This is a genomic window from Streptomyces sp. NPDC050211 (assembly GCF_040656035.1).
Lineage (GTDB): Bacteria > Actinomycetota > Actinomycetes > Streptomycetales > Streptomycetaceae > Streptomyces.
Genome location: NZ_JBFALC010000047.1, coordinates 22006 through 44187 on the forward strand (window position 1 = coordinate 22006; position 22182 = coordinate 44187).

Here is a 22182-nt window from a genome sequence, read left to right on the forward strand (position 1 = left end):
GGGAACTGATGTTCGATAGCGGGAGGTGCGGATGCCTGGCTTCACCCATCTGCACACCGTTTCCGGGTTCTCCCTGCGCTACGGCGCCTCGCACCCGGAGCGGCTGGCCGAGCACGCCTCCGAACGGCACATGGACGCCCTCGCCCTCACCGACCGCGACACCCTCGGCGGCACGGTCCGCTTCGCCAAGGCCTGCGCCAAGGCGGGCGTCCGTCCGCTGTTCGGCGTGAACCTGGCGGTGGAGGAGCAGGAGTCCGTACGTCGACAAAAGCGCCGCACCCCGGTCCGCGGCGGTGCCTTCATCGACGAGTCGACACCGCGGGTGACCTTCCTCGCCCGGGACGGCGCCCGCGGCTGGGCCGGCCTGTGCCGTCTCGTCACCGCCGCCCACACCGCCGAGGACACCCCCCTGCTGTCCTGGTCCGCCCTCCCCGCCGAGGGCCTGACCGTCCTGCTCGGCCCCGACTCCGACGTCGGCCGCGCGCTCGCCGCGGGACGCCCCGACCGGGCGGCGAGGCTCCTCGCCCCCTGGCGGGAGGCCTACGGCGACGCCCTGCGCCTCGAAGCCGTCTGGCACGACCGCACGGGTACCGGCCCCGGCTCCCTGCGGCTGGCCGCCCGCACCATCGGCTTCGCCGCCGAGCAGCGGATCCGGCCCGTGCTCAGCAATGCCGTCCGCTATGCCGACCCCGGTCTCGGCCCGGTCGCCGACGTCCTGGACGCCGCCCGCCGCCTTGTCCCCGTCGACCCCGCCAAGGGGCTGGACTCGGGGGAGGCCTGGCTCAAGGACGCGGGCGCCATGCGCGAGGCGGCCGAGCGGATCGTCGAGGCCGCGGGCTTCCGGCGCGACACCGCACTGCGCCTGCTGGAGCAGACGCAGGTCACCGCCGCCGAGTGCCTGGTCGACCCCGAGGACGACCTCGGCATCGGCACCGTCCACTTCCCCGAACCGCACCTCGTCGGCGCCGGCCGCCGCACCGCACAGCGCGCGCTGGCCTCCCGGGCGGCGGCGGGCATGGTGCTGCACGGCTACGACCACCGGCGTGCCTACTGGGAGCGGATGCACGAGGAACTGGACATCATCGCCTTCCACGGCTTCGCCTCCTACTTCCTGACGGTCGCTCAAGTCGTGGACGACGTGAAGAAGATGGGCATCCGGGTCGCCGCGCGCGGCTCCGGCGCCGGCTCCCTCGTCAACCACCTCCTCGGCATCGCCCACGCCGACCCCGTCGAGCACGGGCTGCTGATGGAGCGCTTCCTGTCCAAACGCCGTCTGGTGCTGCCCGACATCGACATCGACGTGGAGTCCGCGCGCCGGCTGGAGGTTTACCGCGAGATCATCGGCCGGTTCGGCACCGAACGGGTCGCGACCGTCTCCATGCCGGAGACCTACCGCGTCCGGCATGCGATCCGGGACGTCGGCGCCGCCCTCTCCATGGACCCGGCCGACATCGACCGCATCGCCAAGTCCTTCCCGCACATCCGCGCGCGGGACGCCCGCGCGGCCCTGGAGGAACTGCCCGAACTGCGCCAACTGGCCGGTGAGAAGGAGAAGTACGGCAGGCTCTGGGAGCTGACCGAGGCCCTCGACGCCCTCCCGCGCGGGATCGCCATGCACCCCTGCGGAGTGCTCCTGTCCGACGCGTCCCTGCTGAGCCGTACGCCGGTCATGCCCACCAGCGGCGAGGGCTTCCCCATGTCGCAGTTCGACAAGGACGACGTCGAGGACCTCGGGCTGCTCAAGCTCGATGTGCTCGGGGTGCGGATGCAGTCGGCGATGGCGCACGCGGTCGCGGAGGTGGAGCGGACGACGGGGGAGCGGGTCGACCTGGACGCGCTCGAGTTCGAACGGGGGGACGGCGACCCGGCGACGTACGAACTCATCCGCTCCACCGAGACGTTGGGCTGCTTCCAGATCGAGTCGCCGGGGCAGCGGGACCTGGTCGGGCGGCTTCAGCCGGCCACCTTCCACGACCTCGTGGTCGACATCTCCCTCTTCCGGCCGGGGCCGGTCGCCGCCGACATGGTGCGGCCGTTCATCGAGGCGCGGCACGGGCGGGCGCCGATCCGCTATCCGCACCGGGATCTGGAAGGGCCGCTGCGGGAGACCTACGGAGTCGTCGTCTTCCATGAGCAGATCATCCACATCGTCGACATCATGACCGGCTGCGGTCGGGCCGAGGCGGACCGGGTGCGGCGCGGGCTGTCCGACCCGGAGTCGCAGGGGCGGATCAAGGTGTGGTTCGCCCAGCGCGCGGCGGCGAAGGGCTATGACGCGGAAACGATTCAGCGGACCTGGGAGATCGTCGAGGCCTTCGGCTCGTACGGCTTCTGCAAGGCGCACGCCGTCGCCTTCGCCGTACCGACGTACCAGTCGGCGTGGCTGAAGGCGCATCACCCGGCCGCCTTCTACGCCGGGCTGCTCACGCACGATCCCGGGATGTATCCGAAGCGGCTGCTGCTGGCGGACGCGCGGCGGCGTGGGGTGCCGATCCTGCCGCTGGACGTGAATGTGTCGGGGGTCGCACACCGTATCGAACTGGTGTCTGAATCCGGGGTGTGGGGGCTGCGGTTGGCCCTCTCCGACGTGCACGGCATCAGCGAGGCCGAGGCGGCGCGGATCGCGGACGGGCAGCCGTACGCCTCGCTGCTGGACTTCTGGGAGCGGGCACGGCCCAGCCGTCCGCTCGCCCAAAGGCTGGCCCAAGTCGGCGCGTTGGACTCCTTCGGGGCCAACCGCCGTGATCTGCAACTGCACTTGACCGAGCTGCACCGAGGCGCCCGGGGCGCGGGCGGCGGCCAACTCCCGCTGTCCGGCGGACGGAAGACCGCGCCGGCCGGACTGCCCGACCTCTCCTCGGCGGAGCGGCTCAGCGCCGAACTGGGAGTGCTGTCCATGGACACCTCACGCCATCTGATGGACGACCACCGCGCGTTCCTCGACGAACTGGGAGTGGTGTCCGCGCGGCGGCTGCGGGATGCCGGGCACGGGGAGACGGTACTGGTCGCGGGCGCCAAGGCGGCGACCCAGACCCCGCCGATCCGGTCCGGCAAGCGGGTCATCTTCTCCACCCTGGACGACGGCACCGGCCTGGTCGACCTCGCCTTCTTCGACGACTCCCACGACGCCTGCGCCCACACCGTCTTCCACTCCTGGCTGCTGCTGGTGCGCGGAGTGGTGCAGCGGCGCGGCCCGCGCAGCCTCAGCGTGGTGGGCGCCGCCGCCTGGAACCTCGCCGAGCTGGTCGAACTGCGCGCCGAGGGCGGCCTCGACGTGGTGGCGGCCCGGCTCGCGGAGCCGGTGCCGGAAGGGGGCGGCGATTCGACGGGCGGACGACGAATCCAGATGCCCACCGGATACGAAATGCACCCGTGGGCCGATCTGCGTCCGGCGGGTCAAGAGCCTTCACAGGTACGGAAGTTGTGGCACCAGAGTCCGGGGAGTGCGGGATGACCATCCTCTGCGTACGTTTCCAGCTGCCGTCGGCGTGCGAGGCGGCCCTGCCGGAGCTGATCGGGTTGCTCGAGGAGTTCACGCCGGTCGTCGAGGCGCTGCCGCCGGACGGGGCGCTGGCCGATCTGCGGGGCGCCGAGCGGTACTTCGGGCGCAGCGCCGTCGAACTGGCGGCGGTGATCCGCGTCCGTTCCCTGGCCCTGCACGGGGTCGACTGTGCGATCGGCGCCGGGCCCGGCCCGATGCTGGCCCGCATGGCGCTGCACGACGCCCGGCCCGGGGTGACCCATGAGCTGCCCGAAGGACCGGACGGCATCGCCGAGCTGCCCGTCACCGCGCTCCCCGGCGTCGGCACCGCGACCGCCCGCACCCTGTGCGAGTACGGGCTCGACACCCTCGGCCTGGTCGCCGCCGCCCCCCTGTCCACGCTCCAGCGGCTGGTCGGCGCGAAGACCGGCCGCGAGCTGCGCGAGAAGGCGAACGGCTTCGACCGCGGCCGGGTCGTCCCGAACGCCGTCTCCCGCTCCCTCGCCGCCGAACGCCCCTTCCGCCGCGACGAGTTGGACCCCGACCGGCACCGCCGCGCCCTGCTCTCCGCCGCCGAGGAACTGGGCGCCCGGCTGCGCGCCCTGGAGAAGGTCTGCGGCACCCTGACCCTCACCGTGCGCTACGCCGACCGCACCGCGACCACCCGCACCCGCACCCTCAAGGAACCCACCGCCCACTCGGCCGCCCTCACCCGGACCGCGTACGACATGTACGAGGCCCTCGGCCTCCAGCGCGCCCGGGTGCGGTCGGTCACCCTGCGCGCCGAGGCCCTCGGCCCCGCCGAACAGGCCTCCTACCAGCTCACCTTCGACCCGGTGGACGAGAAGGCCCGCCGCATCGAGGAGGTGGCGGACCGCGCGCGAGCGAAATTCGGCCCGCACGTGGTGAAGCCGGGGACGCTGGCGGCGTAACTCCCCCTGAACAGCGATCAGTTGGCCCACGGCGGCACGATGCGCGTGCCGTCGGCCAGCTCCGCCTCCAGGCCGATGGAGGTGGTGACCCAGGTGAGCGTGGTCCGGTCGGTCGGGTTCTCGACGGCGAGGGTCGCGCCGGGGTTGATGATCAGGGTGTCGCCGGCCGTGACGCGGTCGGTACGGCCGTCGAGCGTGACCAGCAGCTCGCCGTCGAGCAAGTGCAGGATCTCCTCCCGGTTGACGGTGTGCGCGGGCGCCTTGGTCCCGGCCGGGATCTCACCGCGCCAGGCGCAGAGTTCCTTGCTGCCGGTGCGGGGAGTGGCGTACGAGACGAAGCGGGCGCCGTGGATCTCGTGGGTGACGGCGTCGGTTGAGCGGATGACGGGCATGGGTGGGCCTCCTGGCCGTGATGGTCAAGCTGCTTGACTATACGGACATGGTCAAGCTGCTTGACCAATTCGTCAAGGGTGTTTCAATGCCTCCGTGCAGAACTCCGAAGCCCTCGCCCTCACCGCCGCCCTGCTCTCCGCCGCGGCCGACCTGACGCAGCGCATCAACGACCGTGTCGTGGCGCGCGGGTTCGAAGTGCGGCCCGCGCACGGCTTCGCCTTCACGCGGCTCGCCCCCGACGGGGCGACGGTCACCGACCTCGCTGTCTATCTCGGGGTCACCAAGCAGGCTGCGAGTCAGCTCGTCGAGGAGCTTGTGCGCAAGGGGTATGTCGAGCGGCGGCCGCATCCCGGCGATGCGCGTGCCCGGCTGGTCGTGCTGACCGAGCAGGGGTGGGCCTGTACGCGGGCCGCGGAGGAGGCTGCCGCGGAGGCGGTGCGCGAATGGGTCGATGTGCTCGGCGAGAGTGAAGTTCGGGCGTTGACCGACCGATTGGGGCGCATCGCGCCCTATGGCCCTCTCAGGCCCATCTGGTGATGGTTCGTCAGTAGCACTACCACAGTCACTGGCTAGCGCTGGAAGTTTTTACTGACGCGTAACTTCACAAGTGAACTACCCGCTCGTAACTTGACGAGTGAACAGCATCCTCGTGATCCGGATCACAGGGCGTAGAGCCGCCTCAACTCCCTTGAGCCGCAAGGAGATCACTCGATGCTGCCCTGGAAACGAGTGCTCAGACCCCTGACCGCACTGCTGCTGACCGCCACGGTCGCCCTGGTCCCCGCCACCGCAGTTCAGGCCGCCGCTTCCCCCAGCAGTGGCTGGAACAACTACTCCTGCAAACCGTCCACCGCCCACCCCCGCCCCGTCGTCCTGGTGCACGGCACCCTCGGGAACTCCGTCGACAACTGGCTGGGCCTCGCGCCGTATCTGAAGGACCGCGGATACTGCGTCTTCTCCCTCGACTACGGCCAACTGCCGGGCGTCCCCTTCTTCCACGGCCTCGGACCGGTCGACAAGTCGGCCGAGCAGCTGAAGGCCTTCGTCGACAAGGTGCTCACCGCGACCGGCGCCACCGAGACCGACCTTGTCGGCCACTCGCAGGGCGGCATGATGCCCCGCTACTACGTCAAGTTCCTCGGCGGCGCAGCCAAGGTGAAGGCTCTCGTCGGCATCGCGCCCAGCAATCACGGCACCGACCTCAACGGCCTGACCAACCTGCTGCCGTACTTCCCGGGCGCCGGGGACCTGCTCACCACCGCCACCCCGGCGCTCGCCGACCAGATCGCCGGCTCCGCCTTCCTCGCCAAGCTCAACGAGGGCGGCGACACCGTCCCCGGCGTCAGCTACACCGTCCTCGCCACCAAGTACGACGAGGTCGTCACGCCGTACCGGAGCCAGTTCCTGAGCGGATCCGGCGTGCGCAACGTCCTGCTCCAGGACCTGTGCCCGCTCGACCTCTCCGAGCATGTGTCCATCGGGCTGTTCAGCCGGATCGCGTTCCACGAGGTGGCGAACGCCCTCGATCCGGCCCGCGCCACCCCGACCACCTGCGCATCGGCGGTCAGCTGAACGGCGCCGGGGCCTGACCGGCCTGAGCCGCCGGTCAGGCCCCGGAGTCCCAGGGGTGTCAGCGGCCGTGCCGGCCACCGCTCACCGCACGCCGGCGCACCGACGCGAACAGGGCCGCGGCACCCAGCGCGAGGGCTGCCGCGCCGCCCACCGCGATGTAGGGAGTGCTGCTGTCGCCGCCCGTCTTGGCCAGGTCCTCCGAAGCGCCGGCCGCCTTCGGCTCGTTGGCGGCGACAGAATCGGCGACCGGCTCGGTGGCGGGCTCCGCCGACGTACTCGCGTCGTCGCCGCCGTGACCGTGGTGCTCGACGGTCGACTTGTCGGCACCGTCCTCGATCTGCTCCTCGGACGGGGCGGACGCGGACGGGGCAGGGGCCGCGGAGGAATCGCCGGTGGCCGGGGCATCGCTGCCGCCGAAGGTGACGTCCGAGCAGGAGTAGAACGCCTCCGGGCTGTCCGACCGCTGCCAGACCGCGTACAGCAGCTGCTTGCCGGAGCGCTCGGGCAGGCTGCCGGAGAAGGTGTAGTAGCCGCCCGCGGCGGCCGGGTCGGTGACCGTCGCGACCGGGTTGTCCAGGTCCAGGTCGTCCCAGGCCAGCGGCTGCGCCGGGTCGTAGCCGGGCTTGGTGATGTACGCCTTGAAGGTGCCCTTGTGCGGGGCCGTCACGCGGTACTTGAAGGTGTACGACCCACTGCTCACGCCGGTCGCGGGCCAGTCGGCGCGGGCCAGGTCGAGCCCCTTGAACGCCTCGTTGTTCGCGCTGCACAGCTTGCCGTCCGGGATCAGCGCCTGGTGCTGCCCGTTGGCGTCGCCGATGCGTATGCCGTTCCAGTCGTACAGCGCCTGCGTGCCGCCGGCCGCGACCGCCGCCTTGCACGCCTCGGACTTCGGGCTCTCGGGCCCCTCCGCATAACACTGCGAGACCCGGCTCACCGGGTCGCCCATCGAGCCGTGCGCGGACGCGGGCACGGCGGCCAGCGCGGTCAGGGCGAGCGGGGCGATGCCGACGGCTGCGACGGCGGCGACCTTGCGGCGTGCGGGCATGACGGAACTCCTCGGAACGGTCACTGGATCGATGGGCCGGAACTCGTGGGGGGCGATCAGCAAGCTAGCCCCGGATGACCGTGAAATCGCCTGTTGGAGGCGGGGGAGGGAGATCCTTATGGTCGCTTTAAGGGAGTACTCAGACTGGGATCAGGTAGCTACGGTTCGAGACATGACAGACGACGAGATCCGGCCTGCCGTGGCCGCCGACGTACCGGCTGTGAAGAGCGTCACCGACGCCGCGTACCGCCCCTATATCGAGCGCATCGGGGTGGTGCCGGTGCCCATGGAGGCGGACCATGCGGCGAACGTGGCCGCGGGGAAGGTGTTCGTCACGGGCGACCCGGTGATCGGCCTGGTCGTGATCGAGACGTACGAGGACCATCTGTTCCTCGACAGCATCGCCGTCCACCCCGACGCCCATGGCCAGGGCGTGGGGCGACGGCTGCTGGAGTTCGTGGACGCACGCGCGCGTGCGCTCGGCCTGCCCGAGGTGAGGCTCTACACGAACGTGCTGATGTGGGAGAACCAGAAGATCTACCCGAAGTACGGCTACGAGGTGATCGAGCAGCGCGCGGACGGGCCGTACGACCGCATCCACTACCGCAAGCGGCTCAGCTGACGCGTCTCATGACCTCGCCCGCTGGGTCAGCCGTCCGGCCACCAGGTGCGCGCGATGTCCTTTCGGACCTCGGAACGCTCGGCGGGGCGCTCGTCGGCCCGCTCACGGAGCCGGCGGACGTCCGTCTTCTTCAGGGGCTTCTGCACGGTGACTCGGCGCATGGCTGCCTCCTTCAGGGCTACCGGGTTCCGCGTTGTCACGGAGGTAGACCCTTTCGGCGAGGGTTCCTCATCGGCGACCGGCTGTCAGTGGCGGTCATCACGATTTCGACCTTCATTCGACTGGGCTTCGACCAAAGCTCGATTGTCAGTGGTGGCTGTCACGCTGTGAGCATGAGTGATGACGAGAATGCGCAGGCCGGGGCGGTCGTGGACTGGGACGCGGCGGCCCCCGCCTTCGACGACGAGCCCGACCACGGCCTGCGCGACCCCGACGTGCGCCTGGCCTGGGCCGACCGGCTGCGCGCCTGGCTGCCCCCGCGGCCGTGCGACGTCCTCGACCTCGGCTGCGGCACCGGCAGCCTGTCGCTCCTCGCGGCCGAGCAGGGGCACCACGTCACCGGCGTCGACCTGTCCCCGGCCATGGTCGCGCTGGCGAGAGCGAAGCTCGCCGGACGTGACGCCGTGTTCCTCGTCGGTGACGCGGCGGCGCCACCGGTGGGCGAGGACCGGTTCGACACCGTGCTCGTACGGCATGTCCTGTGGGCCCTGCCCGACCCCGGCCGCGCCCTGCGGCACTGGCGGGAGCTGCTGCGACCCGGCGGCCGGCTCGTGCTGGTCGAGGGGGTGTGGGGCACGGTCAGCCCGGCCGGCATCTCCGCCGACCGGCTCACCGAGCTGCTCGCGCCGCTCGCCGGGCAGGCGCGCGTGGAACGGCTGTCGGACGAGCCCCGGCTGTGGGGGAGGGTGGTGGAGGACGACCGGTATGCGGTGGTGGTCCAGCTCTGACCCTCAGGTCAGCAGCGCTTCGAAGTCACCCTGGAGCGCCAGGGCCTCCAGCTCGTCCAGGGCGGCCATCGCCGCGGCCGCGGCCTCGGGGTCCCGTCGCGCCAGCCCGCTCTCGGCGAACTCGTCCTCGTCCAGACGCCGTACGTCCGTGCCGTCGGCGGAGCGCCAGAGGTCGAGGTCCAGATCCTCCACGACCAGCTCGGCGCCAATGCGCACGGCCGGGCGCGTGATGTCGCAGTACCAGCCCTTCAGCGCGCCTCGGGCGTCGCGGACCTCCTTCACGGAGTACCAGCGGTCGCGCCAGTAGTACTCGGTGAAGACATCGCCGGACTCGAAGCGTACGAAGCCGAAGTCGCGGGTGGTGTCGCCTGCCCAGGGTGCGCGCACCGCGATCCTGGTGCCGTCGTCGCCGAGCAGCCGCGCCGGGTAACGGATCTTCGTACGGCCCGCCTTGACCAGGACGACATCGACAGCGGTCTTCGAGTCAGCCGAGTTCGCGGACATAGCGCACCTCCGTCGCGCAGATCTCGTATCCGAACCATTTGTTGATCGCGAGCATCGGGCCGTTCCCGGTGTCGTTGCCCGTGAACGCCTCCGTGAATCCGGCGGCGCGGGCGCGATGCAGCGAGTCGTTCTTGGCGAGCTTGGCCAGGCCCCGGCCGCGGAAGTCGCGGGCGGTGCCGGTCATGACCGTGCCGTAGCGGGTGCCGCCGTCGGTGCGGGCCGCGCTGAAGGCGGCGGGGCGGCCGTCGACGAGTGCCACCGAGGTCAGCTCGGGGCTGAACAGGGGGTGCCGCCAGGTGCTCTCCAGCCAGGCCTCGTAGTCCGTGAACTCGTAGTCGACGTCGCTCGGTTCGTCCGAGGACGCCTCCGCGTCCAGTGTGAACAGCGGGCGTGGGTCGTCCGCGAAGTCGGCGGCCGTGCGCAGTTCGACGCCCGGCGGGGGGTCCTGGAGCGGGGGCAGGGAATCGTTCACCAGGTCCAGGCGGAGGAAGTGGGCGGAACGGCTCGCCCGATAGCCGTGCTGCTCGGCGAAGACGCGGTTGCCGGGCTCGTCGAGGACCCACGCGAAGAGGGCCGTGGCGCCCTGCGCGGCCAGGTGTTCCTCGGCGGCACGGACCAGCAGGGCACCGGCGCCGCGACGGGTCCGGTCCGGGCGCACGTACACATTGACGTAGCCCTGGCCGGGGTCCGGGCTGTCGTAGACCATGCCGACCTGCGCCGTGCCGATGACCTCGTCGTCCTCCACCGCGACCAGAGGGCTGTAGTGCGCGTCGCGGTGGGCGTGAGTGACGTCGTAGGCGATGGAGTCCGGGGTGACGAGATAAAAGGGGAGTGCCAGGTGGCGGACGCGGGCGAAGCCCTCGACGTCGGCCCGGACTTCGGAGCGCAGCTCGCGCACGATGACGGTCATGTGGCCGCAGGCTACGGGGACCGTGCGCCGGGATGCCTCTCATTTTCCCGCGGTGCGGGACAATCGGCCCGTGACCTTGAAGATCCACATCGATGACAGTGCCCCGCCGTACGAGCAGGTGCGTGCGCAGATCTCCGAGCAGGCGCGGGCGGGGGTGCTGCCCGTGGGGTACCGGCTGCCGACGGTGCGCGGCCTCGCCGAGTCGCTCGGGCTGGCCGCGAACACGGTCGCCAAGGCGTATCGGACCCTGGAGGCGGACGGGGTGATCGAGACGCGGGGGCGGAACGGAACGTTCGTGGCGGCCGCGGGCTCGGCCGCTGAACGGGAGGCCGCGTCGGCCGCCCAGGCGTACGTGGAGCGTGTGCGGCGGCTCGGGCTGGGCGAAGAGGAAGCACTTGCCGCCGTACGGGATGCCGTGCGGGCGGCATACAGCAAAGGCTGAGGGGACAGAGGGTCACGTCGTCGGCACCCGCTCCGGCACCCGCGTCACCCTCAGCCCCGCCTTCTTCGCCACCCCCGCGAACAGCACCGCGTCCTCCACCGCCGCGCCGCCCGGGTCGTTGTTGAAGTAGGCGTGGACGTCGTGGTCGTCGGTCCAGCTGTCCGTGATGCGGTGGACCCAGGTGGTCAGGGACTGGCGGCCGTAGCGGGGCCAGGGCTGGGCCCGGCCTTGGTGGAAGCGGACGTAGCCCCAGTCGGTCGTACGCCACAGCGGGGTCATCGGGCGGGCCTGGATGTCGGCCCAGCACAGGGCCGCGCCCCGGGATTCGAGGACCTGGCGGATCGACTCGGTCCACCAGGAGTCGTGGCGCGGTTCGACGGCGACGCGGGTGCCGCGCGGGAAGCAGGCGAGGCAGGCATCGAGGAGGCCGGGGTCGGCGCGGAGGGTGGGCGGCAGCTGGAGGAGGACCGGGCCCAGGCGGTCGCCGAGGCCGGCCGCGTGGGTCATCAGGCGGTGCACCGGTTCCTCGGGGTCCCGCAGCCGCTTGATGTGGGTGAGATAGCGGCTCGCCTTCACCCCGACCACGAAGTCCGGCGGGACGCGCTCCCGCCAGGCCTCGAAGTTCTCCCGCGTCGGCAGCCGGTAGAAGGCGTTGTTGATCTCGACCGTCGCGAACCGCCTCGCGTACTCCTCCAGCCAGAGCCGCGTGGGGCAGTCCGCCGGGTAGAGAACGCCCCGCCAGTCCTTGTACTGCCACCCCGACGTGCCGACGAACAGGGTCATATGTCCATCAAAGCACCGCCCCGGCAGCGCGACCTACAGATACAGCCCCGCGTCCGCCCGCCCCCGCGGCTCCGGCAGCGCCGTCGGTGACGTGCCCCGGCGCAGCGCGTACAGCTCGGCCAGGGTCGCGCCCTCGCGGTCGATGCCCTGGTCCGTGCCGAGCCAGTTCACCGACTCCGCGTGGGTCAGCGGCCCGACCTCGATGCGGGCGAGGCAGCGGCCGGGGCGGACGACGGCCGGGTGGAGGCGTTCCAGGTCCTCGTTGGTGGTGACGCCGACCAGGACGTTGCGGCCCTGTCCGAGGAGGCCGTCCGTCAGGTTCAGCAGCCGCGACAGCGCCTGGCCCGCGGTGTGCTTCGCCTCGCCGCGGATCAGTTCGTCGCAGTCCTCCAGGAGCAGCAGCCGCCAGCGGCCCTTGCCCGTCGAGTCCTCCTCGCCGATCGCGATGTCCATCAGATAGCCGACGTCACTGAAGAGCCGCTCCGGGTCCAGCACACAGTCCACCTGGCACCAGTCCCGCCAGGACCGGGCCAGCGTGCGCAGCGCCGACGTCTTGCCGGTGCCGGGCGGGCCGTGCAGCAGGAGGAGACGGCCCGCGATGTCCTCCGGGGTCGTCTTCATCAGGCGGTCCATCGCGTCCGCGACCGGCGCGGTGTAGTTGGGCCGCACCTCGTCCCACGTGCCCGCGGAGATCTGCCGCGTCGTGCGGTGCGGGCCACGCCTGGGGGAGACGTACCAGAAACCCATCGTCACGTTCTCCGGCTGCGGCTCGGGTTCGTCCGCCGCGCCGTCCGTGGCCTGGTCGAGAACCTTCTCCGCAAGCTCCTCGCTGGTCGCCGTGACGGTGACGTCGGCGCCGCGGTTCCAGCGGGAGATCAGCATCGTCCAGCCGTCGCCCTCTGCCAGCGTTGCGCTGCGGTCGTCGTCGCGGGCGGAGCGCAGCACGCGGGCGCCCGGCGGCAGAAGGGTCGCCCCGGACCGTACGCGCTCGATGTTCGCCGCGTGCGAGTACGGCTGCTCGCCCGTCGCGAAGCGGCCGAGGAACAGCGCGTCGACGACGTCGGACGGCGAGTCGCTGTCGTCGACGTTGAGCCGGATCGGCAGAGCTTCGTGAGGGTTCACAGACATGGGCCCATGATCCGGCACACGGGCGCCGTGTGCACCCGGTTTCCGCAGTGGGCCCGGAGTGTCGGGTGTGTCGTGGATCGCCGGTGTTGGCGGTGTCCGTCCAGTAACGGGAACAGCCTCCCGAACGGACGTTTCCGCCGATACTGTGGCCCTCGATGGGACGTCATGGGTGGAATTCGGGGGCGGGGCGGTGGCGGCTCACCGCGTTGCTCGGTGTGGGTGCGGCCGCGCTGGCTCTGGTCGTGACCCTGCTGAGCACGCTTCCGGGGAACGGCGCGAGTACCGACGGCACCTCACGCGAAGGCGACAAGGTGCACGGCACACCGGCTCCCACGCCGGACAGGCCCGAGCCCGAGGTCGGCTGGGGTTTCACGCACACCCAGTTCAGCGCCGACGAGGGCAGTCCCGCCGCCGTCGCCCGCGTCGAGGGGCTGCTGGCGCGGGGCGGGGGCGTGCCGCAGATCCAGCACATCATGGGCTGGGGCGCCGACAATCCCGAGCCGGTGAAGGGGCGTTACGACTTCGAGGCGATGGACAGCCGTATCGACTTCGTCCGCCGGTCCGGCGGCACCCCGGTGGTCACGCTGTGCTGCGCCCCGGACTGGATGAAGGGCGGCAGGGCGGGCGTCGACGACACCGACTGGAGGCAGGCCGCGCTGGAGACCGCGCCGGAGCCCGAGCACTTCGACGACTACGCCGCGCTCGCCGCGACCGTCGCCAAGCGCTATCCGGACGTGCGCCACTTCATCGTCTGGAACGAGTTCAAGGGCTTCTGGAACGACACCGAGGCCCGCTGGGACTACGAGGGCTACACCACGCTCTACAACCTCGTGTACAAGGCGCTGAAGAAGGTCGACAAGGACATCCTGGTCGGCGGCCCGTACCTGGTCATGGACAGTCTCGATCCGCGTGAGGACGACGCGTCGAAGACGTTCAAGGGGCCCTGGGGCGCCATGGACCAGCGGACCTTGGACGCCTTCGACTACTGGAACGAGCACAGGGCTGGCGCCGACTTCGTTGTCGTCGACGGCTCCAGCTACACCAGGGACGACGAACTGCTGCCCGATGAGTTCGCCGCCACCGACAAGTTCACCGCCGTCGGACAGTGGGTGCGCGAGCGGGCCCCCGGACTGCCGCTGTGGTGGGCCGAGTACTACGTCGAGCCCGCCGACGGCAACGACGACCGGCACGGCTGGTCCGAGACCCGCCGCGGCGCCGTCCAGGCCGCCGGGATGATCGCGATGGCCAAGGGCGGCGCCTCCTCCGGCTTCTACTGGAACCCCGAGGCGGAGCAGGGCACCGAATGCCCCGGGTGCCTGTGGACGCCCACATCCGGGAGCCGGGGCGGCCAGAAACAGCCCATGTACGACCTGGTCTCCCGCTTCAACGCCGAGTTCCCGCCCGGCACGCGGTACGAGAACGTCTCCGTCGCGAAGTCCGACGCCTCCAAGGTCCGGGTCCTCGCCACCGACAAGGTCGCCCTCGTGGTCAACACCCAGGACCGACAGGTCGGCGTGACGGTCGACGGCCACCGGATCACGATGCAGGCGTACGAGGTGAAGTGGCTCCGGCGTTGAGCCACTTCACCTACTTGATCGTCAGGAACCGCTGCACCAGCGAAGCCAGCAGCACCGCCAGCAGCGGCAGCGAGAACCAGAACGTGCTCTGCAGCCAGCGCAGCTGCCGCACGCTCGGCCGCACCGCGACCCGGACCACCTCGCGTGCCGTGAGCAGCACGATCAGTGCGAGGGCGGCGAGGCCTCCGACGACCGACCAGGGCGTCCAGGTCACCTGGGGTCCGATCGGGCCGGGGTCGGCCTTGGCGATGTCGCCCGCGGGCTGCTTGCGCAGGGTGTAGATGGTCACGTCCTCGTTGACATAGGCCTTCGTCAACTCCTGCCGCCTGTCCAGGTTCTGGATGAGCCTGGTGTCCCAGGTCTTCGAATAGCCCATGTCGAACTGCAGATAGACCACCTGGCTGCGGTTGATCATCAGATACGAGTTCGGGCCCGCGTCCTTCAGCGCCTTGACCAGCCCCGACACCAGCACCGGGTCGGTCGGCGCCAGAGTCGGCAGATACGCCACCTTCTCCATGTCCCGCGAGCCCCACGGCATCGCCGGTGTCACGTCGTTCACCGTGTCGCTGCTCAGCCACAGCAGCCGGGCGCTCGGCTCGTCGTGGGCGTACACGTACTCCATGCCGGCGACCTCGCCGGGCCGTACCCGCTCGAACGGCTCGTTGCCCCAACGGGCCACCAGGAAGCCGCCCATGAGGACCAGCCCTGCCATCAGCGCGGCCAGCGGTGCCAGGCTCACCCGGTCCTTGTCGCGCTCCTTCGCGGTGACGCCGGTCCGGGGGAAGAGGGCGAGCCCCATGAGCAGGGCCGCGCCCGGCAGCGCGAACATGAAGACGCGCAGCGCCATTTCACCGCCGTACGACTGCATGCCGAAGCCCAGGAACGGCACGAAGGCCAGGACGAGGAGCGAGCGCTCCCGGTATTTGTGGTCGCGCCGCCGCCACCAGCCCCAGCAGGCGAAGGCCATCACACCGCCGGCCAGCAGCACGCGCACGTACAGCACGAGTTTGTGTGTCGAGCTGCCGCCCTCGATCCGGCCGGACACCGACGAGGACACATTGCCGCCGACGCCGCCGACCCCGCCGAACAGCTCGTCGAAGTGACCGGACCAGTACGGCTCGGCCATGAAGCCGATCCAGGAGATCACCATCACGCCGAACAGGATGGGCAGGCCGCGCAGTTCGGACTTGCCGATGAGGACGAGGACCGTCACCACGCCGAGCATCACAAACGGGGTGAGCTGGTGCGCGGGCACGGTCGCCGCGAACAGGCCGAGTACGACCAGCAGCAGCACGGCACGCTGCCGCCGGTCCGTCGGCTCGACCTCCGCCTCGCCGGGCCGCTGCTTCGTCCAGATCACCCGGGGCGCGCGGAACCAGACCAGCAGGATCGCCGCGAACACCAGATACAGCAGATAGGTGAAGCCCTGCGGTGAGAAGTAGTCCTGGCCGACCCAGCCGCTGAGCACGAACACCCAGATGCCGGTCCACTTGGCCCGCCAGCTCGCCCGCATCGAGCGGGTGAGCAGGAACAGCGGTGCCAGGTACAGCAGCTGCATGGTCAGTGGCCACCAGCGGATGATCTCGGTGAAGTCCGTGATCCCGCAGGCCTCCGCCACGAACGTGGCCGCCGCGAAGAATCCCGGCCAGCTCCAGCGCGCGTCCAGGTCGGGTACGGCGGACCCGGTCCGGTCGATGTAGTCGAGGAAGCCCAGATGCTGCCAGGCCGTCGCGAACCGCGGTTCCGTCTCGATCACCGCGGGCAGCGCGTGCAGCGACACGACGGTGGCGAGCAGCGTGATCAGCAGCAGGGCCCGGTGCTCGCGCTGCGGCCAGAGCAGCGACGCGAACACCACGATCAGCAGCGCAGCGCCGGTCAGCGTCGGCACCGGCAGTACGGAGATCAGCCCGAGCCCGCCCATGCCGTCCAGGTCGGCCTCGCCGAGGCGCAGGGCCGGGACCCAGTACAGGAGCAGGGCGGCGATCAGCAGACAGCCGAGGATCAGGCCGGAGCGGGTGGGTTGCAGGCGTTCGCGGAGGGAGCGGGGTGCGGGGGGTTCGGAGGGTTCCGGGATGTCCGGAACCTCGGCCACCGGCGCCGGAGCAGCCGACACCTCCAGTCCCGGCTCCCTCTCCTCCACCGGCAGCCCCACGATCTCCGGCCCTTTGGGCTGATGCGCCCACATCGGCCGGTGAGGCTCCACCCGCACCACCGGCGACCCCGTAGGCGGCGTCCCCGGCCCCGGACGCACATCCGGGCGGCGTTCCTGGTGGTCGAAGTCGACATGGATGCCGAGCGCGAGCGTGTCGGAGTCGAGCGCCCAGCCCGGCCCGCGCCGACGCGGCTTCGCTCCGGCGGGAACCTCGCGCGCCCCCAGGTCGGCGAGGTCCCCGTCGGGCGGTGCCGCGTCCTGGGGAGCGGCGGCTGGTGCGGTCATGACGGTCCGGAAGAGCTTGGGCGCGGCGATCGCCACGATCACGGCGAGGCTGCCGACCTCGGCGACGCCCGCTCCGGTCAGGCCCATGCGGGGCAGCAGCACCAGCGTCAGCCCGAGCACCAGGGCACACAACAGGCCCTGCAGCCACGCGAGTCCGGCGGTACGGCTCTGCGCGCGCAGCACCGCGAAGTACGTCTCCATCACGACCCGCAGCAGCCCGCCCACCGCGAACCAGCGCAGCAACGGCGTGGCCGCGTCCGCGTAGCCCCCGCCGAAGACACCGAGGATCCACGGGGCGCCGAAGAACAGGATGACGGCGACCGGCACCATGATCCGAGCCATCCGCTTCAGCGCGGCACGGGTGTTGGCGGCCAGCCGCCCCGGATCGTGCGAGCCCTCGACGGTCAGGGAGGCGCCCATGTTGATGGCGAGCAGATTGACCGTCCCGCCGATGGTGGCGGCGATGTAGAAGTACGCGTTGTCGGCGGAGCTCACCTGCGCGGCGACGATCACCGGCACCAGATAGACCACCGCGAGCGAGAACAGCGACCCGGTGTAGTCGCCCGCCAGGAACCGCCCGATCTCCCTCAGCGTCGGCGGCTTGGCCTGCTCGTCGGTCGCCTTGACGTGCTTGGGCACCAGGCGCCGGAACACCAGCCAGCCCAGCGGCAGCACGGACACGGCGATCGCCGCGACCCACGACACGAAGACGCCGGCCATCGGGACCGCCGCGGCGATCGCGACCAGCAGAACCAGCTTGACCGCGGAGAACACGGTGTTGCCCACCGGCACCCACAGCGCGCTGCGCAGCCCGGTCAGCACCCCGTCCTGGAGGGTGAGCAGATTCCAGGCGATCACCGCGACCACGAACCCGAGCGCGGGCAGCGGCCCGTTCAGAAAGCGGTACGACGGCCCCCACATGTCCAGCGTGAGCAGGAAGATGCCCGCGGCCAGCGCCACGATCACCGAACTGCCCGCGTAGGTACGGAAGATGAGCCGCCCGGTGCTGCGTCCGGCGAGCGGTATGAAGCGGGCCAGCGCGCCGGTCAGCGTCACCGCGGTCAGCCCCGCGAGGAGCTTCATCGCGGCGATCGCGGCGGAGCCCTGGCCGACCGCCGACTCGGAGTAGTAGCGGGCGGCGACCAGCCAGTAGCCGAGGCCCAGCACGGCGGAGATACCAGTGTTGAGCATCAGCGCGTAGGCGTTGCGGAACAGCTGGCTGCCGCCCCCGGACCGGCCGAGTCCGGGCAGCCGCAGCCGGCGCCCCGACCGCTCGGGCGCCTGTGTCTCGGGCTGGGCCTCGGTCTTGGTGGTCGTGTCAGACACGGGAACGGATGGCCTTCCGGCGGACCTGTCGGGCTCTACGGACCAGGGCGTACCCCTTGGTGAGGGCACGGTCCCCGGCGAACGTGCGCGCGATCGCGCGGCCCTCGACCAGCCGCATGAACTCGTCGATCGACGTGCCGCGCCGCACGGTGAGCCGGGTCAGGGCGTACGGCCCCTGCCGGCGTCGCGCGAGACCGTTGTTGACGGCGAGCGCCTGGCCGTACCCCGTCTCGTGGACCGCCTCGCGCACCCGGCGGCTGGAGTAGCCGTACGGGTACGCGAACGAGCCCGGTACGGAGCCCAGTTCGTCCTGGACGATCTCCTTGCACAGGATCAGCTCCCGGCGCAGCCGGTCGTCCGGGAGCTGGTCGAGCTGCGGATGGGTGTGGCTGTGCCCGCCGATCTCGACACCGGCGGCCGCGAGATCGCGGACCTGGTCCCAGTCGAGCATGGTGCCGAGTTCACCGCCCGCGTGGTGCGGGCCGCGCAGCCAGCCGGTGGTGACGAACACGGTGGCCGCGAAGGAGTGCTTGGTGAGGACGGGCAGGGCGTGCCGGTGCACGCCCTCGTAGCCGTCGTCGAAGGTGACCAGGACCGGGCGGTCGGGCAGCGGTCCGCCGTAGCGCCAGCGTTCGGCCAGCTCCGCCGTGGAGATGGGGGCGAGGCCCAGGTCGGCGATCACCGCCATCTGTTCGGCGAACGCCTCGGGTGTCACCGACAGGGCACGGGTGGCAGCGCTCGGTTCGGCCGCCACCGCGTGGTACATGAGGATCGGCACGCGCGCGTCAGTCACGACCGCCTCCCGGCTCCGGCACGACGAAAGCCCCCTTGCGTGCCCGCACGCTCCCCACGACGTACCCGCCCGCCGCCGTCAGCACCCCCGCGACGATCGCGCCCGCCCGTCCCGCGCCGCCCGGCCGGGCCAGCAGGGCGTCGCGCAGCCCGCGGGCCACTCCGGCGGGCAGCACCCGGGTCGCGTACCGGCGCTCCGACTCAAGTCCCTTGTCCGCGCCGACACTTCGGGCCACCAGCGCCTTGGACAGGCCCTCGGCGTAGGTGCGCGTGCGGAAGTACCCGAAGTGCTCACGCGCCTCGGGCACCCTGTGGTGGATCACCGCACGGTCGTCGATCAGCAGCACGGCGTCCGGTCTGGCCCGGGTGAGCCGGATGCACAGCTCCGTCTCCTCGCAGCCCAGCGGGCGCTTGTCGCCGTCGCGTCCGATGCCGGTGGCGAATCCGCCGGCCGCCTCGAACGCCGTACGACGGAACGAGGCGTTGCCGCCGAGGACGTTGCGCACCCGGACCCGGCCGGCGGGCAGGCCCTTGTAGGTGCAGCCCACCACCCAGTCGAACTCCTCCGGGAACCAGGTCGGCCGGCGCCGCGACGCCCAGATCGGCATGGTGCGCCCGCCGACCGCCATCACCTGCGGGTCGGCGTACCCGTCCGCGAAGTGCCGCAGCCAGTCGCGCTCGGCGACGGCGTCGTCGTCGAGGAAGGCGATCACCTCGCCGTGCGAGGCCGCGATGCCGGTGTTGCGGCCGGCGGACAGGCCGCGGGGACCCGCGTTGGCGAGCACCCGCACCTCGGCCGCTTCCTTGTACTCCTTGGCCAGCCGGTCCAGGAGTGCCGCGTTGTGGTCGACGACCAGCAGCGTCTCCAGGGCGGGCCGGGACTGCGCCCGGACCGAGGCGACCGCCGCGAGGATGTCCTCCCAGCGGTCCTCGGTGTAGACGCAGATCACGACGGAGATGTCCAGGTCGCTCAAGACACCTCTCCCCGCGCCGAGTCGAGCACCGAGTCGAGCATCGGGGAGTGCTGCTCACGGCGGCGCAGCGCACGCCGGTTGGAGCGCTCCTTGAGGATCACCTTGAGCACCCGCAGCCCGTCCCGCACGGCCCGCAGATTGCTGGTGCCGTGGATGCGGAGGTACTCGTGGCTGGGTATCTCCTGCACCTTCAGACCCGCCTTGACCACCCTGATGTTGATCAGCGTCTCGATCTCGAAGCCGGTGCAGTCGAGCTCGATCTTGTCCAGGCAGTGCCGCCAGAACGCGTTGTATCCGTAGCAGAGATCCGTGTAGCGGGCGCCGAACTTGCGGTTGACGGCCGTGCACAGCGCCCAGTTGCCGAGCTTTCTGATCGGCGTCATGTCGTCGGTGCCGCCGCCGTTGGCGAAGCGGGAGCCCTTGGCGAAGTCCGCGCCCGAGACGAGGGCGGAGACGTACGAGACGATCTCGTTGCCGTCGGCCGAGCCGTCCGCGTCGACCATCACGATGATGTCGCCGGTGGCCGCCTCGAACCCGGTGATCAGCGCGTCCCCCTTGCCCTTGCCGCGCTGCTCGACGACCTTGACGTCGGGCCACAGCTCGCGGGCGACTTCGACGGTGCCGTCGGTGGAGTTGCCGTCCACCAGAATCACTTCGTGGATCCAGCCGGGCAGCGTCTTGAAGACGTACGGAAGATTCTCCGCCTCGTTCATGGCGGGAATCACCACACTCACCGGTGGCGTGATGGCCAGGTGAGAGGAGATGGGCCGGTAGGCACCGGCGGTGATCGGATCCTGGCCCGTGCTGGCCGGGCGCAGAACTGAGCTCATGAGTCTGGTCCCTCTCGTCCGGTGGACCGCCCGCCCCCGGGCGGCCCGGCTCTGTGTCCGGTTCGAAAGGGGGGTATCTCACTTACGGCATGCCGGCATCGATCTCCGTGCATGCCGGGTGAGCTGGCAAAGCTGGCCGACTGCCGCGATCGGGCATTCGGTCGCGCGGCACGACTCGGCACATGGTGTGGTCACCGAGCACGGCACCCCCCTACCGCGCCCCGCGCCGGAGCCATCGTGGTCCTCGAGCCCTCCCCTTGGACCGAACGCCGATGACCCGATGCGGGTGAGATGTACGACGGTATTGACGATTGAGCCTGTATGGCAAGACCTGGAACAAGGCCTCACATTTTTGTCGTTGTGTCCGTTACCGAACGATAGATAGCGATACCTATCGTCCCGATCGGATTTTGCCTATCCGTTTGAGCGCTTTGTCCGCTCGTTCGAACAGTTCCGGCCGGGCCACCACCGTGTTGCGCAGCGCCCGGACCGGAGCGCGTCGCGCCCGGTGCCCGAGCGCCACCGGGTGGCGGCGCGTCACCCACCCTTCGGACACGGTGAGTTCCCGTGTCTTGAGGGAGTCCTTGTATTCCTTCTGGCCCCGGCCGAGATCCAGATACGCGATCCCGTCGGCGGCGGCGGCCTCCGCCATACGCAGATGCAGGATCAGACCGGGGGAGTACTTCGAGAATGCCGGGTCGTACGCCGGGAACCAGCAGGCCAGCACCCGCTCGGTGCGCAGCCCGAAGTGCGCGGCGATCGGCGTCTCGCCCGCGTACAGCACGGACAGGATCCCCGCGAACGGCTCGGAGCGGGTGTGGAAGAGATGCCGCACGAGCTGGGTGATCCACTCGTGCGCGAACCGGTCGCTGCGCCCGGTCCGGCGGTACTGCGCCGACTTCCATGCCATGAGCGTGCGCAGGGCCGCCGGGTCGCGCTCGTCATGGACGTAGCGCACCTCGCCGGCGTCCCGGCCGAGCTTGCGCTCCTTGGCGAGCGTGGTCTTGGTGAACTTCGGCGACCGGGCCCGCAGATCGCTCAGATAGGTGTCGTAGCCCTGGTCGACGTCCATCACGGGCGACGCGAAGCTTCCGGTCGCCTCCGCCTGGAACGGTCCCTGGCCCTCCACCAGGTGGTCGAACTCCCAGACGGACAGCCCGCAGGCCCGCAGCAGCGCCCGGGCGTCCCAGCTGAACCCCGGCCGGTGCACCAGGCCCTGGGCGTCCGAGATGCCGAGTCCGATGGCCCGTCCGACGCCGGCGGCGGATCTCTGGTGCGGGAAGAACGCGGCCGGTTCGCCGTTCTCCCGTACGACCGCGATCCGCACCCCGCGCCGGTGCCGGCCCACCGCGAGCGTGAACTCGGGGGAGAGGAACGGGTTCGCCAGCTCGGGAGATCCATGCAGATGCGCTTTCGACTGCATGGCTGTCCAGGCCGCCCGGTCGGCTTGGCTCAGCTCGCCGGGGCGGTACACGCTGATGTCCACG

General features: G+C 70.9%; 20 protein-coding genes. 8 read left to right on the forward strand and 12 right to left on the reverse strand.

Going from position 1 to position 22182, the window contains the following annotated elements:
- Window positions 1–31 precede the first annotated feature (31 nt).
- Together AB0I98_RS34635 and AB0I98_RS34640 are read left to right on the forward strand one after the other, a co-directional pair.
- On the forward strand, window positions 32–3454 hold the full coding sequence (locus AB0I98_RS34635) for a DNA polymerase III subunit alpha (RefSeq protein ID WP_362948860.1): 3423 nt from the start codon (window positions 32–34) through the stop codon (window positions 3452–3454).
- Entirely contained in the window at window positions 3451–4413 is a 963-nt protein-coding gene (locus AB0I98_RS34640; RefSeq protein ID WP_362948861.1) for a hypothetical protein, read from the forward strand. Before AB0I98_RS34635 ends, AB0I98_RS34640 begins: the two co-directional genes overlap by 4 nt.
- A 17-nt stretch (window positions 4414–4430) precedes the next feature.
- Here the strand turns inward: AB0I98_RS34640 and AB0I98_RS34645 are convergent, their stop codons facing one another.
- A complete protein-coding gene (locus AB0I98_RS34645; RefSeq protein WP_362948862.1) occupies window positions 4431–4805 on the reverse strand; it encodes a cupin domain-containing protein in 375 nt (124 codons plus the stop codon).
- 94 nt (window positions 4806–4899) lie between these two features.
- Here AB0I98_RS34645 and AB0I98_RS34650 point away from each other — a divergent pair, with 94 nt between their 5' ends.
- The gene (locus AB0I98_RS34650) at window positions 4900–5343 is read left to right on the forward strand and encodes a MarR family winged helix-turn-helix transcriptional regulator (RefSeq protein WP_362948864.1); all 444 of its coding nucleotides are present in this window, start codon (window positions 4900–4902) and stop codon (window positions 5341–5343) included.
- Between the two features lie 174 nt (window positions 5344–5517).
- On the forward strand, window positions 5518–6378 hold the full coding sequence (locus AB0I98_RS34655) for an alpha/beta fold hydrolase (RefSeq protein WP_362948866.1): 861 nt from the start codon (window positions 5518–5520) through the stop codon (window positions 6376–6378).
- 58 nt (window positions 6379–6436) lie between these two features.
- Here the strand turns inward: AB0I98_RS34655 and AB0I98_RS34660 are convergent, their stop codons facing one another.
- Window positions 6437–7423, reverse strand: a complete 987-nt coding sequence (locus AB0I98_RS34660; protein ID WP_362948868.1) for a lytic polysaccharide monooxygenase — start codon at window positions 7421–7423, stop codon at window positions 6437–6439.
- A 172-nt stretch (window positions 7424–7595) separates the two neighbouring features.
- Here AB0I98_RS34660 and AB0I98_RS34665 point away from each other — a divergent pair, with 172 nt between their 5' ends.
- The gene (locus AB0I98_RS34665) at window positions 7596–8045 is read left to right on the forward strand and encodes a GNAT family N-acetyltransferase (protein ID WP_362948869.1); all 450 of its coding nucleotides are present in this window, start codon (window positions 7596–7598) and stop codon (window positions 8043–8045) included.
- Window positions 8046–8071: 26 nt separating this feature from the next.
- On the opposite strand, the gene AB0I98_RS34670 is transcribed toward AB0I98_RS34665, so the two are convergent.
- A complete protein-coding gene (locus tag AB0I98_RS34670) occupies window positions 8072–8206 on the reverse strand; it encodes a hypothetical protein (RefSeq protein WP_282615144.1) in 135 nt (44 codons plus the stop codon).
- Window positions 8207–8377: 171 nt separating this feature from the next.
- On the opposite strand from AB0I98_RS34670, the gene AB0I98_RS34675 reads away from it, so the two are divergent.
- A complete protein-coding gene (locus AB0I98_RS34675) occupies window positions 8378–8992 on the forward strand; it encodes a class I SAM-dependent methyltransferase (protein WP_362948871.1) in 615 nt (204 codons plus the stop codon).
- Window positions 8993–8995: 3 nt separating this feature from the next.
- Here AB0I98_RS34675 and AB0I98_RS34680 read toward each other — a convergent pair whose 3' ends face one another.
- Window positions 8996–9496, reverse strand: a complete 501-nt coding sequence (locus tag AB0I98_RS34680; RefSeq protein WP_362948873.1) for a DUF402 domain-containing protein — start codon at window positions 9494–9496, stop codon at window positions 8996–8998.
- A complete protein-coding gene (locus AB0I98_RS34685) occupies window positions 9477–10406 on the reverse strand; it encodes a GNAT family N-acetyltransferase (RefSeq protein WP_362948874.1) in 930 nt (309 codons plus the stop codon). The genes AB0I98_RS34680 and AB0I98_RS34685 overlap by 20 nt, the downstream gene beginning before the upstream one ends.
- A 70-nt stretch (window positions 10407–10476) precedes the next feature.
- Here AB0I98_RS34685 and AB0I98_RS34690 point away from each other — a divergent pair, with 70 nt between their 5' ends.
- Window positions 10477–10848: a GntR family transcriptional regulator gene (locus tag AB0I98_RS34690; protein ID WP_328367421.1), complete on the forward strand. Its 372-nt coding sequence runs from the start codon at window positions 10477–10479 to the stop codon at window positions 10846–10848.
- A 12-nt stretch (window positions 10849–10860) separates the two neighbouring features.
- Here the strand turns inward: AB0I98_RS34690 and AB0I98_RS34695 are convergent, their stop codons facing one another.
- Window positions 10861–11631, reverse strand: coding sequence for a DUF72 domain-containing protein (locus tag AB0I98_RS34695; RefSeq protein WP_362948876.1), 771 nt, complete (start codon window positions 11629–11631; stop codon window positions 10861–10863).
- A gap of 33 nt (window positions 11632–11664) precedes the next feature.
- Window positions 11665–12759, reverse strand: a complete 1095-nt coding sequence (locus AB0I98_RS34700; protein ID WP_362948878.1) for a DUF5925 domain-containing protein — start codon at window positions 12757–12759, stop codon at window positions 11665–11667.
- 155 nt (window positions 12760–12914) lie between these two features.
- On the opposite strand from AB0I98_RS34700, the gene AB0I98_RS34705 reads away from it, so the two are divergent.
- Complete coding sequence (locus AB0I98_RS34705; RefSeq protein WP_362948879.1) at window positions 12915–14336, forward strand: xylan 1,4-beta-xylosidase; 1422 nt, start codon at window positions 12915–12917, stop codon at window positions 14334–14336.
- A gap of 10 nt (window positions 14337–14346) precedes the next feature.
- Here the strand turns inward: AB0I98_RS34705 and AB0I98_RS34710 are convergent, their stop codons facing one another.
- The 5 genes from AB0I98_RS34710 to AB0I98_RS34730 form a co-directional block, all read right to left on the reverse strand.
- Complete coding sequence (locus AB0I98_RS34710) at window positions 14347–18099, reverse strand: lipopolysaccharide biosynthesis protein (RefSeq protein ID WP_362948881.1); 3753 nt, start codon at window positions 18097–18099, stop codon at window positions 14347–14349.
- On the reverse strand, window positions 18092–18892 hold the full coding sequence (locus AB0I98_RS34715; protein ID WP_362948882.1) for a polysaccharide deacetylase family protein: 801 nt from the start codon (window positions 18890–18892) through the stop codon (window positions 18092–18094). The genes AB0I98_RS34710 and AB0I98_RS34715 overlap by 8 nt, the downstream gene beginning before the upstream one ends.
- Window positions 18885–19865: a glycosyltransferase family 2 protein gene (locus AB0I98_RS34720; RefSeq protein WP_362948884.1), complete on the reverse strand. Its 981-nt coding sequence runs from the start codon at window positions 19863–19865 to the stop codon at window positions 18885–18887. Before AB0I98_RS34720 ends, AB0I98_RS34715 begins: the two co-directional genes overlap by 8 nt.
- Entirely contained in the window at window positions 19862–20695 is an 834-nt protein-coding gene (locus tag AB0I98_RS34725; protein ID WP_362948885.1) for a glycosyltransferase family 2 protein, read from the reverse strand. The genes AB0I98_RS34720 and AB0I98_RS34725 overlap by 4 nt, the downstream gene beginning before the upstream one ends.
- 391 nt (window positions 20696–21086) lie before the next feature.
- Window positions 21087–22181, reverse strand: coding sequence for a GNAT family N-acetyltransferase (locus AB0I98_RS34730; RefSeq protein WP_362948886.1), 1095 nt, complete (start codon window positions 22179–22181; stop codon window positions 21087–21089).
- Between the last annotated feature and the right edge of the window lies 1 nt (window position 22182).